Source organism: Streptomyces yongxingensis (assembly GCF_055597465.1).
On sequence record NZ_CM145717.1, the window covers coordinates 2,278,613 to 2,294,364 of the forward strand.

The window sequence follows — 15,752 nt, forward strand, 5'->3', positions numbered from 1 at the left end:
GGGGTCACCCAGCACCTCGCGCTGCCACAGCGCATAGTCCGCGTACTGCACCGGCAGCGGCTCCCACCCCGGCGCGCCGCCCGCCCGGCGAGCCGCATACGCCGCCCCCAGGTCCCGCGCCAGCACGCCCATCGACCAGCCGTCCACGGCGATGTGATGCGCGACGATCAGCAGCACATACTCCGAGGGCCCCGTCTTCAACAGCCGCGCCCGCCACGGCAGATCGACGGTCACATCAAAGCCACGGTCCGCATGCGACCCGAGCTCGGCCGCGAGGAGTTCCTCGCTGGTCTCCACGACGGCCAGCCGCGGTCGGCCCGCCTCGCCTTCCAGCACCCGCTGGCGCGGCTCGCCATCGGTCTCGGGAAAGACCGTGCGCAGGCTCTCGTGCCGGTCGGCGACATCGCCGAGGGCCGCCTCCAGCGCGATGACATCCAGGTCGCCGGAGAGTCGCAGGGCCAGCGGCAGGTTGTAGACCGCTCCGGCTCCCGGGTTGGTCTCCTCGAGCTGGTTGAGGAACCACATGCGCCGCTGGGCGTACGACAGCGGCAGCGCCTCCGGCCTCGGCCGGGGCGTCAGCGCGGCCCGGGCGGTCGTACCTCCCGCCGCAGCGACGAGGCGGGCGACTCCGGCCACGGTGGGGGCGGCGAACAGCTCGCCGATGTTGAGCTCGGTGTCGAGGACGGCGCCGATCCGGGCGATGAGCTTCATGGCGAGGATCGAGTCGCCACCGATGGTGAAGAACGACACCTCGGCGCCGACCCGTTCGAGCCCGAGAACCTCGCAGTACAGGCCGCAGAGGATCTCCTCGGTCGGCGTGGCGGGGCCGCGCCCGGTGGCGTCGGAGAAGTCGGGGGCGGGGAGGGCGGGGCGGTCCAGCTTGCCGTTCACCGTGACCGGCAGGGCATCCAGGGCGACGACCGCGGCGGGAACCATGTGGTCCGGCAGCCGCTCGGCCACGTACTCCCGCAGCCCGGCGGTATCCACCTCCCCATCGGGAACGACGTAGGCGACCAGCCGCCGGTCCCCGGGGCGGTCCTCCCGGACGACAACGGCCACCTGGCCGACACTCCGGTGTCCAGCGAGAACGGCCTCGATCTCACCCGGCTCGACACGGAAGCCACGCACCTTGACCTGGTCGTCCGCACGCCCACCGAAGACCAGAGCACCATCGGCCGTCCATGTGGCGAGGTCACCTGTGCGGTACATCCGGCCACCCGTGAACGGACACGCCACGAAGCGTTCCGCGGTCAGCCCGGGACGGCCGAGATAGCCACGCGCGAGCCCCGGACCCGCGACATACAGCTCGCCCGCCACACCCTCGGGCACGGGCCGCAGGAACTCGTCCAGCACGAACACCCGTGTGTTGGCGATCGGCCCACCGATCGGCGCCGGGCCGGACGGTTCCAGCGGCCCACTCATCGTCGCGCACACGGTGACCTCGGTCGGGCCGTACGCATTGATCATCCGCCGTCCAGGGGCCCACCGCTCCACCAGCCCCGGCGGGCACACCTCACCCGCCACCACCAGCGTCCCCAGACTCTCCGGCAACCCCTCCACCGCCGCCAACACCGACGGCGGCACCGTCACATGCGTAACACCGAACTCCGCCACCACCTCACCCAACGACCGCTCCGGCGGCAACCAGTCCGCACCCACCACCACCAGCGCAGCACCCGACAACAACGCCATACACATCTCGGACACCGCCGCGTCGAAACTCAACGACGCCAACTGCAACACCCGCGCATCAGCACCCACCGCGAACCGCTCGATCTGCGCAGCCGCCAGATTCCCCAGGCCACGATGCGTCACCACCACACCCTTCGGACGGCCCGTCGAACCCGACGTATAAATCACATACGCCACATCATCGACACCCACCGACACCCCAGGCACACACTCCGCCACCACATCCGACGAACCCCACACCACACACTCCACCCCAGCCGGAACCAACCCCCGAGTCCCCTCCGAGCACACCACCAGCACCGCCCCCGCATCCCCGACCATCCACCCGATCCGCTCCACCGGATACGCCGGATCCACCGGAACGAACCCCGCCCCCGCCTTCACCACCCCCAACAACACCGCCACCACATCGACCGACCGCTCCAACACCACCGCAACCACGTCACCCCGCCCCACACCCCGCGCGGCCAACACACCCGCCACCCCATCCGACCGCTCCCTCAACTCCGCGTACGACCACTCCTCACCACCCACACCCACCACCGCCACCGCATCCGGAGAGACAGCCGCCCGCTCGTCGAACAACTCACCCAACGGCCCCACCGGCACCACCCGATCAGTGGCGTTCCACTCCTCCACCACCCGCGCCCGCTCGCCGCGCCCCAGCAGCTCGATCTCACTCACCCGCCGCGCCGGGGCCGCCGCCATCTGCTCCAGCACCCGCACCAGCCGCCGTACCACGCCACGGGCGGCGTCCTCGTCGAACGCGTCCGGGCGGTAGTCCAGCCAGAACGTCAGCTCGTCCGCCGGGTCCACCCCCAGCGTCAGCGGGAAGGTCGTCGCCATCCGGGTCGTGCCGGCGGTCAGCCGCAAGGGGGCGGCCGGTCCGGTTTCGCCCGCGTGGAAGTTCTCGAAGGCCATCAGGGTGTCGAAGGTGGCGCCCGGTCCGGCCAGGCGCTGGATCTCCTTGAGGCCGAGGTGCTGGTGATCGAGCAGCGCCGACTGCTGGGCCTGCACCACGGTGAGCAAGTGGGCGATGGAGTCGGCAGGGCGCAGCCGGACCCGTACGGGGATCGTGTTGATGAACAGCCCCAGCATGTCCGCCATCCCCGCCAGCTCCGGCGGACGTCCGGCCACCGCGGCGCCGAACACCACATCGCTCCGGCCGGTGAGCTTGCCGACGACCTGGGCCCAGGCCACCTGGAGGACGGTGTTCAGCGTGACGCCGTGGGCGCGGGCGAGCTCTCGCAGCGCACCGGCCAGATGGTCGCCGGTCTCGGCGAGGACCTTGTGAGTGAGGACGGGTTCGGCGTTCGGGTCGAGAGCGGCGACCGTCGTCGGCTCGGACACGCCGTCGAGCGCCCGCTGCCAGGCGGCGCGCGCCGCCTCCCGGTCCTGGCGGCGCAGCCAGGCCAGATACTCGCCGTAGGGCGTGGTCGGCGCCAGCTCGCGGGTGTCGCCGCCGGCCGCGTAGCCGGCCCACAGCTCGCGGATGAGGATCCGCAGCGACCAGCCGTCGAGCACGATGTGATGCAGGGTCACGACCATGCGGTGACGGTCGGGGCCGGTCTTCACCAGCAGGATCCGCGCCAGCGGCGGGGCCGCGAGGTCGAAGCGGCGGTCCCGCTCCGCGCTCTCCAGCCGGTCCGCCCGGTCCCGCGCCGCCTCGGTGCCGAGATGCGACAGGTCCACCTCGCGCCAGGGCAGGGTGACCTGGCGGGCGATCACCTGGACGGGTTCGTCCACGCCGACCAGGCGGCGGAAGCCGGTGCGCAGGCTGCCGTGCCGCTCGACCAGCGCCTGCCAGGTGGCGCGCAACGCCCGTACATCCAGGGGCCCTTCCAGCTCCAGGACCTTCTGCTCCACATAGATGTCCCGCTCCCGCTCGTCGAACATCGCGTGGAAGAGCAGGCCCTCCTGGAGCGGGGACAGCGGCAGTACGTCGACCACGCCGCCCGCCGCCTCGGCCTCCAGCTCCTCGATCTGGGCCTGGTCGAGTGCCAGCAACGGGAAGTCGGACGGCGTGTGGCCGCCGCCGGAGTGCGCGGCGAGGCCGGACAGCATCTCCGCCCATACGTCGAGCAGGCGCCGGGCGGCCGGTTCGGTGAGGAGGGGCTCCGGCCAGTCCAGGCTGAGGACCAGTTCGGCTCCCTCGACGCGGGCCGCCGCTTCAAGCGGGTGGGTGGGCGGCCGGTCGTCGTCGCCCGGGGCGGTGAAGCCGATTTGCGGGGTGGGCAGGGCGGTGAGCGTGGCGGCGGTGTCGGGGTTGAGGTGGCGCAGCAGGCCGTAGCCGAGTCCATCGCCGGGGACGGCCCGCAGCCGTTCCTTGATCTGCTTCATGGCCCGGCCCGCGGCGGGGCCGCCGCGGCGGATCTCCGCCAGGTCGAGGGCCCCGGTGTCGAGCCGTACGGGGTGGCGGTGGGCGAACGAGCCCACGGTGCGGGAGAGATCGGCGGCGCCGCCCAGGGCGCCCCGTCCGTGGTCCGGCACCGCCACGTCCACGAGGAATCCACCGGTTCGGTCCTGGCCGTCGCGCCAATCGGCGAGGGCCGCGGTCAGCCCGGTCAGCAGAACGGTCTCGGCGCCGGTGTGGAACGCGTCCGGCAGGGCGGTCAGCACCGCCGCCGTGGTGTCGGCCGGGACGCGCACGGAGGCGCGCCGCGGCGGGACGTTCGCGTCGCGGGCCGGGTCGGCGGGACGGGTGGTGAGCAACGGGTCACCGGCGGCGAGGAGTTCGGTCCACGCGGGCAGCTCCGCACGCCGCCGGGCGCTGTCGGCCTGCGCGGCCAGGGCCCGCGTCCAGTGGCGGAACGACGTCGGGACGGCCGCCGTCTCCCGCCCCGCGACCGCGGCGGCCACGTCCTCCAGCAGGATCCGCCAGGACGTCGCATCGACCACCAGCCGGTCCGCGACGACGAGCAGCCGCCCCGGCGCGTCCGGCCCGTTGTCGCACCACACGGCCTGGGCCATCACCCCGGCCCGCCGGTCCAGCCGCCGCCCGGCCTCCGCCGACTCGGCGGCGAGCAGTCGCTGGAAGCGATCGGCGTCCATACCCGCCGTCGCCACCTGCCGCGTCCACGGCCGGACGGACACCGACCCCGCCGGGGGTACGGTCAGCCGCCGCTCCGGGGTGGTCTCGAGCCGGGCCCGCAGCAGGTCGTGGCGATCGACGACGGCCTGCAGCGCACGGGCGATGTCGCCCAGGTGCGGCCCGGCCGGGACGTCCAGCACGGCCGACCGGAAACCCTCAGCCCTCTCGGGTCTCGAGGGCCCCTGAACTCCCTCTCGGTCCAGCAGTTCGTGCATGGCCGGGGAGAGTGGCACCTGCCCGGCGCCCCGTGCCCGGTCACCTGTCGCGGCGCTCTCGTCCAGCGGTTCGGCGACGTCGGCGAGGCGGGCCGGGGTGGCGAGCTCGAACACCTGGTACGGGGCGATCACCAGTCCGGCGCGCCGGGCCACCGACACCAGCAGCATGGTCAGAATCGAGTCGCCGCCGAGCTCGAAGAAGGACGCCTCCGCGCTGACCCGCTCCAGGCCGAGGATCTCGCCATAGAGCCGGCAGAGCAGCTCCTCGGTGGGCGTCCGTGGACCGCGGCCCTCCGCCGCGTCGGTGAAGTCGGGGGCGGGGAGGGCGGCGCGGTCCAGCTTGCCGTTGACGGTGACCGGCAGGGCATCCAGGGCGACGACCGCGGTGGGCACCATGTACTCCGGCAGCCGCTCGGCCACGTACTCCCGCAGCCCGGCGGTATCCACCTCCCCATCAGGAACGACGTAGGCGACCAGCCGCCGGTCCCCGGGGCGGTCCTCCCGTACGACAACAACCACGTGGCCGACACTCCGGTGCCCGGCGAGAACGGCCTCGATCTCACCCGGCTCCACCCGGAAGCCACGCACCTTCACCTGCTCATCGGCCCGGCCACCGAAGACCAGCTCACCGTCAGCGGTCCGCCGGGCGAGGTCGCCGGTGCGGTACATCCGCCCGTCCGTGAACGGGCAGGCCACGAACCGTTCCGCCGTCGGCCCCGGGCGGCGCAGATAGCCTCGCGCGAGCCCCGGCCCCGCGACGTACAGCTCGCCCGGCACCCCCTCGGGGACCGGCCGCAGGCGCTCGTCCAGCACGAACACCCGTGTGTTGGCGATCGGCCCGCCGATCGGCACCGGCCCGGACGGCTCCAGCGGCGCGCTCATCGTGGCGCATACGGTGACCTCGGTCGGGCCGTACGCATTGATCATCCGCCGTCCAGGGGCCCACCGCTCCGCCAGCCCCGGCGGGCACACCTCACCCGCCACCACCAGCGTCCGCAGGCTCTCCGGCAGCTCCTCCACCGTGGCCAGCACCGACGGCGGGACGGTCGCGTGTGTGACGCCGTACTCGGCCGCCGTCTCGCTCAACGACCCATGCGGCGGCAACCTGTCCGCGTCCGCCATCACCAGCGCGGCGCCCGAGAGCAACGCCATGCAGATCTCGGAGACCGCGGCGTCGAAGCTCAGCGACGCCAGCTGCAACACCCGCGCGTCGGCGCCCACCGCGAACCGGTCGATCTGCGCGGCCGCCAGGTTGCCGATGCCGCGATGGGTCACGAGCACGCCCTTCGGACGGCCCGTCGAGCCCGATGTGTAGATCACATACGCCACGTCATCGGCACCCACGGACACCGCGGGTGCCGATTCACCCTCCGCGGCCGGATCCCAGACCAGGCTCTCCACCCCGTCCGGGACCAACGCCCGCGTCTCCTGCGAGCACACGGCGAGCACCGGCCCGGCGTCCTCGACCATCCATCCGATCCGCTCGGCCGGATACGCCGGGTCGACCGGAACGAACCCCGCCCCGGCCTTCACCACGCCCAGCCACACCGCCACCAGTTCGGCGGACCGGTCCAGCACCACCGCCACGAGGTCCCCGCGCCGGACCCCGCGCGCGGCCAGCGCCCCGGCCACCCGGTCCGCCCGCGCCCCCAGCTCGGCGTACGACCACTCCAGACCGTCCGCCCCGATCACCGCCACCGCGTCCGGCGAGCCGGCCACCTGGGCGTCGAACAACTCGCCCAGCGGTCGCCAGGATTCGGTCGTGCCATGCATGGATGTCTCCCTCTGCTGCGGTACGCCGCGATGGCGGTGGTCGGATCTACGCGACGGCGGTGGTCGGAGCTCCGTGCTCGGCCGTGCTCGGCCGTGCTCAGCCGTGGCCGGGTGGCGGGCCGCCGGGCATCGCCCGCATGCCCGGATGAGGTCCCGGCCCCGGGAACGGGCCGGCCCCCGGACCCGCCGGATACGGCCCACGGGGAGGCCCGACCGGCGCATGACCATGGGGCCCCGGCGCATGACCATTGCCCACCGGCCCATGTCCCTGAGGCGGCACCGGCCCACGCCCATGGGGCGGAGCCGCCTGCCCACCCGGCCCGCCACGCCCCGCGAACTGCGTGCGGTACAGCTCCGCGTAGAGCCCACCCAGGGCGAGGAGTTCCTCATGGGTGCCGCTCTCCCGCACCCGGCCGCGGTCGATCACGAGGATCTGGTCGGCGTCGCGGATCGTGGACAGCCGGTGGGCGATCACCAGCGAGGTGCGCCCCGCGAGCGCGGTCTCCAGCGCCCGTTGCAGCGCGGCCTCGGACTCGGAGTCGAGGTGCGCCGTGGCCTCGTCGAGGACGACGACCGGGGGCGCCTTGAGCAGCAGCCGCGCCATGGCGATGCGCTGTTTCTCGCCGCCGGAGAGCCGGTAGCCGCGGTCGCCGACGACGGTGTCGAAGCCGTCGGGCAGGGACTCGATCAGGCCCCGGATCTGGGCGGCCTCGCAGGCGTCGATCATCTCCTGCTCGGTGGCCTCCGGGCGGGCGTAGCGGAGGTTGTCGCCGATGGTGGCGTGGAAGAGGTAGGCGTCCTGGGTGACGACGCCGATGGTGTCGTAGAGGGACTCCAGCGTGAGGTCCCGGAGGTCGTGCCCGTCGATGCTGACGGTGCCCTCGCCGGGGTCGTACAGCCGGGGTACGAGATGGGTGATGGTGGTCTTGCCGGCGCCGGAGGGGCCGACGAGGGCGGTGAGCTTCCCGGCGGGCAGCCGGAAGCTCAGGTCGCGCAGGGTCCAGTCGTTCCTGGCGCGCTCCGGCCGCGGCAAGGCGATCGATTCGAGGGAGGCGAGCGAGACGTCCGCGGCGGCCGGGTACGAGAACGAGACACCGTCGAAGACGATTTCGGGCGCGCCGTCGCGGGGCAGCGCGATCGCGTCGGGCTTCTCGGAGATGAGCGGCTTGAGGTCGAGGATCTCGAAGAGCCGGTCGAAGCTGACGAGCGCGGTGACCACGTTGGCCTGGGCGCTGGAGAGCTGGTTGATCGGGCCGAAGAGCCGGGTGAGCAGCGTGGCCAGGGCCACCAGGGTGCCGATCTCGAAGGCGTCGTCGATGACGAGGCGGCCGCCGACGCCGTAGACCACGGCGGTGGCGAGCGCGCTGAGGAGGACCATCGACAGGAAGAGCAGCTTGCCGTTGACGGCGGTCAGCACGCCGAGGTCGCGGACCCTGCCGGCCAGCTTGGTGAACTGGCGCAGCTCCCGGCTCGGCCGGCCGTACAGCTTGGCCAGCAGCGCGCCGGTCACGTTGAAGCGCTCGTTCATCAACGCGCCCATTTCGGCGTTCTGCTCCATCTGGGAGCGCATGAGCCGCTGCAGCCGGCGCCCGACGACCTTGCCGGGGAGGATGAAGAAGGGCAGCACGACCAGGGAGATCAAGGTGATCACCCAGGACAGGTAGAACATCGTGACGAGGACGAACAGCAGGGTGAACGCGGCCGAGACGACCGTGGACAGCAGGGAGGTCAGGGCCTGCTGGGCCCCGACCACGTCCGCGTTGAGCCGGCTGACCAGGGCACCGGTCTGGGCCCGGGTGAAGAACGCCAGTGGCTGGCGCTGCACATGGTCGAAGACCTCGGTGCGCAGCTCGTAGACGAGCCCCTCACTGACCCGGGCCGAGTACCACGCCTCGCCGAACCCCAGCAGCGCGCCGAGGACCGCCAGTCCGCCGACCGCCACGGCGATACCCACGACGACATCGGAATCATGTTCGGCGATGCCGTTGTCGATGAGGTATTTGAAGAGGATGGGGACGGCCACCACAATGGCGGCGTTCGCCACGGTCATGAGCAGCAGCAGACAGATGCTGACGCGGTACGGCCGGGTATACGGAACTATCCGTTTCGCGGTCCCGGCTTTTATTTTCTGCTTGGTCACGGATGGGTCGGGGCCCACCGCGCGAATCATCATCGGCCCTGGGCCGCCTATGGACACGACGCTCTCCTCGGCTTGGGTCGTTCCGACCTATGTGAGCTGGTCGATGAGGCTCTTGGGGCGCATGTCGCGCCAGTTCTCCTCGATGTAGTCCAGGCAGTTCTTGCGGGCGTCCTCGCCGAATACGACGCGCCAGCCGGCCGGTACCTCGGCAAAGGCGGGCCACAGCGAATACTGGCCCTCGTCGTTCAGCAGGACCAGAAAGGAACCGTTTTCGTCGTCGAACGGATTGGTCATCTTCACTCCTTCCAACTTCCCGGGAGCGGGCCGGAATTCAAGGTAACGAGGGCCCATCGGGAGCGGCAAGGTCGACTATTGAAGTGGCGTCCAACCGCGTATTCTCTGCACTTGGACAACGGGTGAAACCCCGCGGAAACCGGAGCCGGGGCATTCTGGATCCCGTTGTCCAGGGGGCAGGGCCGAGCAGGGCCGGTTGGACAGACCGAGGAGGGGGAGCGGGTGCGCGTGCTCGTGGTGGAGGACGACCAGGAAATGGCGCAGGCGGTGGCCGTCGGCTTACGGCGGGCGCAGATGGCCGTCGATGTGGCGTTCGACGGAGAGAGCGGTCTTGAGCGGGCGCTGCTCAGCGATTACGACGTGATCGTGCTGGACCGGGATCTGCCCGGGATGCACGGCGACGAGATCTGCTCCGAGCTGATCGCGTCCGGCTGCCGCAGCAGGGTCTTGATGCTGACCGCGGCGGCCTCGGCGGAGGATCTGGTCGACGGGCTCAATCTGGGGGCCGACGACTATCTCGCGAAGCCGTTCGACTTCCCGGTGCTGATCGCCCGGATCGGCGCGCTGGCGCGGCGGGCGCATCCGGCCGTGCCGCCGGTGGTGCACCACGGCGACCTGGTGGTGGACACGGCGCGCCGCAAGGCCGCCCGGGCGGGCCGGCCGCTGGAGCTGGCGCCGAAGGAGTTCGGCGTGCTGGAGCTGCTGCTGTCGGCCAAGGGGCGGGCGGTCTCGGCGGAGGAACTGCTGGAGCGGGTGTGGGACGAGGCGGCCGATCCGTTCACCAGCGCCGTGAAGATCACCATCAGCAGGCTGCGGGCCAAGCTGGGCGATCCGCCGGTGATCGAGACCGTCGCCAAGCGCGGCTACCGGATCTGAGGCCGCCGATGTCTCCGCTGCCCCGGCTCATGTCTCCGCTGTTCCGGCTCACCGCCCGGCTCGCGCACCCAGCCCTGCCCCGGCGTACGGTCCGGCTGAAGCTGACCCTGCTGTACGGGGCGCTGTTCCTGCTCTCCGGGGCCGCGCTGCTGACGATCACGTATCTGCTGGTGCTGGGCTCAGGCGGCGGTTCGCTGTCCGGCGGGCAGCCCGCGCCGGACGGCGGTGGGCCGCGGGCGGGCGGGACCGACGGCCACTCTCCGCCGGTGCCACCGCCGCGGGGGCGCATCGGGGAGAGCACCCGCGACGTCCTTCCCGCCGCGGCGCGGGAGATCATGGAACTGCAGCGGGACGCCGTGCTGCACGACCTGCTGGTGCAGTCCGCGATCGCGCTCGGGCTGATGTCGGTCATCTCGATCGCGCTGGGCTGGGTGGTCTCGGGGCGGATACTGCGCCCGCTGCGTACGGTCATCGCCGCCGCCCGGGAGATCTCGGCGACCAGCCTGCACCAGCGCCTCGCCCTCGAGGGCCCGAGCGATGAACTCAAGGAGCTGGGCGACACGTTCGACGGTCTGCTCGGCCGGCTGGAGACATCGTTCGAGGCACAGCGCCGGTTCGTCGCCAACGCCTCGCACGAGCTGCGCACTCCGCTCGCCCGGCAGCGGACGCTGGGGCAGCTCGCCCTGTCGGATCCCGACGCGGACGTGGCGTCCCTGCGCACGGCGCACGAACGGATCCTCGCCGCGGGCGCCCAGCAGGAGCGCATGATCGAGGCGCTGCTGACCCTGGCCCGTAGCCACGCGGGGATCGAGGTGCGGCGGCCGTTCGACCTGGACCGGCTGGTGCGGGAGGTCGTGGCGGCCCGCCGGACGGACGCGGAGCAGCGGCGAGTCACGCTGCGCTGTGCGCCGGCGGCCACGGTCGCGGCGGGCCACCGGCCGCTGGCCGAACGGCTGGTCATCAACCTGGTGGACAACGCGCTGCGGCACAACGAGCCGTACGGCTGGGTGGAGGTGGCCACGGCGGACGAGCCCGGCCGGGCGGTCCTGACCGTGGCCAACTCCGGTCCGGTGGTGCCGCCGAGCGCGCTGGACCAGATGTTCCAGCCGTTCCAGCGGCTCGGCGACCCGCGGACCAACAAGGACGGCTTGGGACTTGGGCTGTCGATCGTGCAGGCCATCGCGGTGGCGCACGACGCCACGCTCGCCGTGGAGGCCCGCCCGGAGGGGGGCCTCGTCTTCACGATCGGCTTTCCGCACCCGCCGGCCCACCAGCCGCGACCGCCACTGGCCCACCGGCCGGGACCGCCACCGGCCCACCGGCAGGAACCGCCACCGGCCCACCGCCCGGGACCGCCACCCCAGCGGCGAGCGGAGCGGTGAAGAAGTCGACGAGCGCGGCGTTCACGGCGGCCGGCTTCTCCAGATAGCCGTAGTGCCCGCAGCCGGGGACCTCGGTGTAGCGGGCGCCGGGGATGGCGTCGGCGACCTCCCGGGTGAGCTGCGGCCGTACGATCAGGTCGTGCTCGAAGCCCAGGACCAGGCACGGGCAGCGGATGGCCGCGTACGCCGGCAGCCGGTTGGGAATCAGCTGCAGGCCGAGCTGGCCGCGGACCGAGGCCAGGTCGACGGCGGAGATCTCGAAGATGTCCAGCCAGTCGCGCAGCCGCTGTTCATCGGCCAGCGTCTGCGGGGACAGGCTCTGCAGCGCGTTGACATAGGCGGCGTAGCGGGGCGGCAGCTTCACCCCGCTATCGGCCAGGTCCATCTCCGCGATCGCCTGGGCGGTGGCGAAGGTGTCGGCCCGGCCGCTGGTCGCCATCAGCACGGCCGACCGGACGAGTTCGGGCCGGGCCAGGAGCAGCTCCTGGACGATGATGCCGCCCAGGGAGAAGCCCACGACCCGGCACGGGCCCGCGCCGAGGTGCTCGATGAGGCCCGCGATGTCCGCCGCCATGTCGTCGAGGGTGAATCCCTCGGCGCAGGGATCGCTCGGCGGGATCCCGCGGTTGTCCACGGTGATCACCTTGAAGCCGGCCGCCTTGAGCGCGGGCACCTGGTGGGTGCGCCACATCCGGCCGGGGGCCCCGGTGCCGGTCACCATGACGACCGGGTCCCCCGTTCCGTGCTCCTCGTAGTTCAGCTGGATCCCGTTGATCCGGACGACAGGCATCGTCAGGCCGGCCCCGGCTGCCAGAGCATGCCGTCGTCGGAGGTGACGAGCCCGCCGGGGAACATCGGCACATCGGGGCCGAGGTCCTCGCCGAGGAACGCCCGGCTCTGCACCTGAGCGCCCTCCTGCATCGCCTGGCGCACCGCGGAGGAGCGGAACAGCGGCGTCATGTTCCCCTCGGCGTCCGCGGACATCTCGTCGATGGCGGAGACGAACTCGGCCGACTTGGACTTCATGCGCAGCGCGGCCGACTCGGCCCCGTCGAGGTCGAACTCCGAGGACGACACGCCCGCCACCAGCTCGACGAACGACTCCAGCTCGGTGTGCTGGTTGCGGGTGACCTTCTTCGCCGACCAGAAGTAGGAGTTCTCGTCCACGTGCATGTCGTAGAAGGACATCAGGAACTCGTAGAAGACGCCGTACTCCCGGCGGTAGCGGGCCTCGAACTCGGTGAACGCCGCCTCCTCCGAGACGATCCCGGCCAGGCTGCTGCTGATCGAGCGGGCAGCCAGCAGGGCACTGTAGGTGGCCAGGTGGACGCCGGAGGAGAAGACCGGGTCGACGAAGCAGGCGGCGTCGCCGATGAGCACGAGGCCGGGCCGCCAGAACGTGGTCTGGTGGTACGAGTAGTCCTTGCGCACCCGCAGCTGGCCGTACTGGCCCTCGGTCACCCGGGGGGCGTCCGACAGATACTCCTTGATGAGCGGGCATTCGTCGATGAGCGCCAGCAGGGCCCGCTCCGGATCGCCCTGGATCTTGTCGGCGTTCTCCCGCCGGACGACCGCGCCGACGCTGGTGAGGTCCGGGGCGAGCGGGATGTACCAGAACCAGCCGCTCTCGAACGCCACGGACAGGATGTTGCCCGAGTTGGGGGCGGGCAGCCGCTTGCCACCCTCGAAATAGCCGAACAGCGCGAGGCTGCGGAAGAACTGCGAGTACTCCCGGGTACCGCCCACCCGCTTGTGCAGCCGGCTGCCGTTGCCGGACGCGTCCACGACGTAGGTGGCGTGCACCTCGTGCTCGGTGCCGCTCGCGTCGGTGTACCGCACGCCGGTGACCCGGTCGCCGTCCTCGAGCACATCGGAGACCGACGCCCGGAAGCGGACCTCCGCGCCCTTCTCCACCGCGTGTTCCAGCAGGATGGTGTCGAACTTCGAGCGCTCGACCTGGTACGCGTGCGAGGTGGCCCCCGCGATCTTCGGGGACACCGAGAAGGAGAACGTCCACGGCTCGGCGTTGGCACCCCAGCGGAACGTGCCGCCCTTCTTCGGGGTGAACCCGACCGCGGCCAGCTTGTCCGCCACCCCGGTCATCCGGCAGACGCCGTGGATCGTGGACGGCAGCAGCGACTCGCCGATCTGATACCGCGGAAACGTCTCCTTCTCCAGTATCAGGACCCGGTGGCCCCGCATGGCGACGAGCGCGGCCAGTGTCGAACCACCGGGACCGCCCCCGACCACCACGACGTCGTACTGCTCACGATCCTCAATGCTCATTGCTTCCCCCTACGTGGCGTTGTTCATTGCTCTTCTCGGCCGCGCACCGGGGCGCGGCCGCGGTCACGCGTCCTGCCCCGCGAACCGGCCGACCTTGCCGATGACGTCCTCGCCGTACAGGCGCAGGGCCTGCTGCAGCGCGAACTCGGCCATATAGCGGCGGAACTCCTCGACCGGCTCCTCGGCCCGGCCCAGCATCCGCCGGTTGGGCACGACCGCCGGGCCGCCGAGCCGCTCCACGGCGCCGGCCACGGCCGTGTCCATCTCCTCCGGCTCGACCACCTCGTCGATCAGCAGCCGGGCGTCGGGTTCGGTGGCCCGGATCCGGCGGCCCCGCAGGATCATCTGCCGGGAGATCCGGGGTCCGGTGTGCCGGCCGAGCCGGAAGTTCGCGGCCCCCGGCACGATGCCCTCCCGGGCCGCGGGCAGGCTGAGGTAGGCGTCCGACGCGGCGAGCACATGGTCGAAGACGAGCAGCAACTGGGTGCCGCCGCCGATGGCGAACGTCTCGACGGCCGCGACCCACGGCTTTTCGACCGTCGGGGAGTGCCAGGGCGCGGTGTCGGTACGCACTCCCCTGACCAGCTTGTGGAGATAGCCCAGCTCGCGGCGGAGCAGAAAGCCGACCAGCGAGATGGCCCCGGCGTGCAGGCTCTTGAGGTTGATGCCCGCGCTGAACACCCGCCGGCCCCGGTAGCGGGGATGGCTCATCGGGCCGCCGCGCACCACCCCGACCCTCACCTCCGGGTCGAGCAGCGCGAGGTCGACGGCGGTCTCCATGTCGTCGACCTGCTGCTCGTCCTCGGCGTTCAGGCAGTCGCCCCGGCACATCGTCAGATACGCCGCGCCGTCGCGCCGCTCCATCCGTACGGACGTCGTCTCCAGGACCCCGGTCCTGGTGAACTCCGGCAGCAGCCGCAGCGCCCGCGGTGTCGGCCGGAGCATCGCGTCGAGCAGATGCGGCCCGGACCGGGGCGAGCCCAGCACGGCGCGCAGGAAGATGCCCTGATCGATCTCGTACCCCTCCTTGTCCGCCTGCCGCCGGGCGCGGTCGGCCGCGAGCTGCCCGGCCGTGGGCAGCAGCGCGGGGAAGGCGTCCGCGGCGGCGCCGACGAGTTCGGCGATGCGGAGCTCGTCGGCGCCGCCGCTGGTGAGGTGGTCGTACACGGCGTCGACGTGGGTGTGCAGATAACGCGTCCGCAGCGCTCGGGCGGTGTCCTTGGCCGCGGCGAGCTCGGCCCGCTCCTCAGGTCCCCGGGCGCCGGGGTCGGGCAGTTTCGCCACCAGTTCGTCGACGCGGTGGGCCGCCCGCCGCAGCTCCGGCCAGAGCGGAACGGTCATGACGCCTCCACCTCGGGCCGCCGCAACACCCGGTCGCAGGCCGCCAGATGGGGGCCGAGGGCGTCCTCGAAGCTGGTCGTCGCGGCGTCGAAGAGCAGTTGCCTGCGGATCGCGACCTCCTTCCCGGCCAGCCCGCTGACCAGCCCGGCGGCGGCCGCGACCGCGTCGGCCGGGTCCTCGGCCAGCTCGTCGGCCACGCCGAGCGCGAGCGCCTCGGGGGCCTCGATGGGCACGCCGAACAGCAGCGCCCGGCGGACCCGCGCGGATCCCGCGAGCTGGACGAGCCGGTAGCCGGCCATGCCGGGCCAGGTCGCCGTGGTGTCGCCGTGGACGAGCAGCCGGGTGCCCGGGGTGACCACCCGGATGTCGCAGGCGAGGAAGGCGTCCAGGGCCGCGCCGCCGCAGTCGCCCGAGGCCACCGCGACGGTGGCCCGCGGCAGCCGCTCCAGGCGGCGCAGTGTCCGCTCCCACTTGCTGACGCGCATCACATCGAGTTCGCCGGTCCAGCCCCCCGCCGGGGCGCCGCCGACCTGTACGGCGACGACTCCGCAGCCGGGGCGGTCCTCGGCCTTGTCGCACACGGCCTGTACGGCGTGCACGGTCGCGGCGGTCGGCGGCTCCGCCCCGTCGATCGCCAAGGTCAGTATTTCTTCCATGACACC

8 protein-coding genes and 1 pseudogene (1 of these 9 cut by a window edge) are annotated in these 15,752 nt (G+C 72.2%); 2 read left to right on the top strand and 7 right to left on the bottom strand.

From position 1 onward, the window contains the following. From ACZ6TD_RS09075 to ACZ6TD_RS09085, 3 genes are all read right to left on the bottom strand, one after another. Positions 1–6,771 carry the 5' portion of an amino acid adenylation domain-containing protein gene (locus tag ACZ6TD_RS09075; RefSeq protein WP_471352393.1) on the bottom strand. Its footprint begins 4,080 nt before the window's first position, so 6,771 of the gene's 10,851 nt are visible here — the first part of the coding sequence; the start codon lies at positions 6,769–6,771; its stop codon lies off the left edge, out of view. 97 nt (positions 6,772–6,868) lie between these two features. Continuing rightward, positions 6,869–8,944 (bottom strand): ABC transporter ATP-binding protein, encoded by a 2,076-nt coding sequence (locus ACZ6TD_RS09080; RefSeq protein ID WP_471357578.1) that lies wholly within the window; start codon positions 8,942–8,944, stop codon positions 6,869–6,871. A 54-nt stretch (positions 8,945–8,998) separates the two neighbouring features. Continuing rightward, positions 8,999–9,205 carry an MbtH family protein gene (locus tag ACZ6TD_RS09085; RefSeq protein ID WP_020866836.1) on the bottom strand — a complete coding sequence of 69 codons (207 nt, stop codon included), beginning with the start codon at positions 9,203–9,205 and terminating at the stop codon, positions 8,999–9,001. A gap of 222 nt (positions 9,206–9,427) precedes the next feature. Here ACZ6TD_RS09085 and ACZ6TD_RS09090 point away from each other — a divergent pair, with 222 nt between their 5' ends. Together ACZ6TD_RS09090 and ACZ6TD_RS09095 are read left to right on the top strand one after the other, a co-directional pair. Continuing rightward, positions 9,428–10,081 carry a response regulator transcription factor gene (locus tag ACZ6TD_RS09090; protein ID WP_201856766.1) on the top strand — a complete coding sequence of 218 codons (654 nt, stop codon included), beginning with the start codon at positions 9,428–9,430 and terminating at the stop codon, positions 10,079–10,081. A 401-nt stretch (positions 10,082–10,482) separates the two neighbouring features. Continuing rightward, positions 10,483–11,280, top strand: a pseudogene (locus tag ACZ6TD_RS09095) (sensor histidine kinase); the annotation flags it as partial. A gap of 40 nt (positions 11,281–11,320) precedes the next feature. Here the strand turns inward: ACZ6TD_RS09095 and ACZ6TD_RS09100 are convergent. The 4 genes from ACZ6TD_RS09100 to dpgB all read right to left on the bottom strand — a co-directional run bounded on the left by ACZ6TD_RS09100 (position 11,321) and on the right by dpgB (position 15,746). Continuing rightward, a complete protein-coding gene (locus tag ACZ6TD_RS09100) occupies positions 11,321–12,253 on the bottom strand; it encodes an alpha/beta fold hydrolase (RefSeq protein WP_471352396.1) in 933 nt (310 codons plus the stop codon). A 2-nt stretch (positions 12,254–12,255) separates the two neighbouring features. Next, the gene (locus tag ACZ6TD_RS09105; RefSeq protein ID WP_471352399.1) at positions 12,256–13,749 is read right to left on the bottom strand and encodes a tryptophan 7-halogenase; all 1,494 of its coding nucleotides are present in this window, start codon (positions 13,747–13,749) and stop codon (positions 12,256–12,258) included. A gap of 63 nt (positions 13,750–13,812) precedes the next feature. Next, entirely contained in the window at positions 13,813–15,090 is a 1,278-nt protein-coding gene (dpgC, locus tag ACZ6TD_RS09110; protein WP_471352401.1) for a (3,5-dihydroxyphenyl)acetyl-CoA 1,2-dioxygenase DpgC, read from the bottom strand. Continuing rightward, positions 15,087–15,746: an enoyl-CoA-hydratase DpgB gene (dpgB, locus tag ACZ6TD_RS09115; protein ID WP_471352403.1), complete on the bottom strand. Its 660-nt coding sequence runs from the start codon at positions 15,744–15,746 to the stop codon at positions 15,087–15,089. Before dpgB ends, dpgC begins: the two co-directional genes overlap by 4 nt. Positions 15,747–15,752 lie beyond the last annotated feature (6 nt).

Excerpts from the sequence above, each read along its gene's own strand:
- dpgC (WP_471352401.1), bottom strand. The coding sequence starts at position 15,090 with ATGACCGTTCCGCTCTGGCCGGAGCTGCGGCGGGCGGCCCACCGCGTC.
- ACZ6TD_RS09100 (WP_471352396.1), bottom strand. The coding sequence starts at position 12,253 with ATGCCTGTCGTCCGGATCAACGGGATCCAGCTGAACTACGAGGAGCAC.
- ACZ6TD_RS09080 (WP_471357578.1), bottom strand. The coding sequence starts at position 8,944 with ATGATGATTCGCGCGGTGGGCCCCGACCCATCCGTGACCAAGCAGAAA.
- ACZ6TD_RS09085 (WP_020866836.1), bottom strand. The coding sequence starts at position 9,205 with ATGACCAATCCGTTCGACGACGAAAACGGTTCCTTTCTGGTCCTGCTG.
- ACZ6TD_RS09105 (WP_471352399.1), bottom strand. The coding sequence starts at position 13,749 with ATGAGCATTGAGGATCGTGAGCAGTACGACGTCGTGGTGGTCGGGGGC.
- dpgB (WP_471352403.1), bottom strand. The coding sequence starts at position 15,746 with ATGGAAGAAATACTGACCTTGGCGATCGACGGGGCGGAGCCGCCGACC.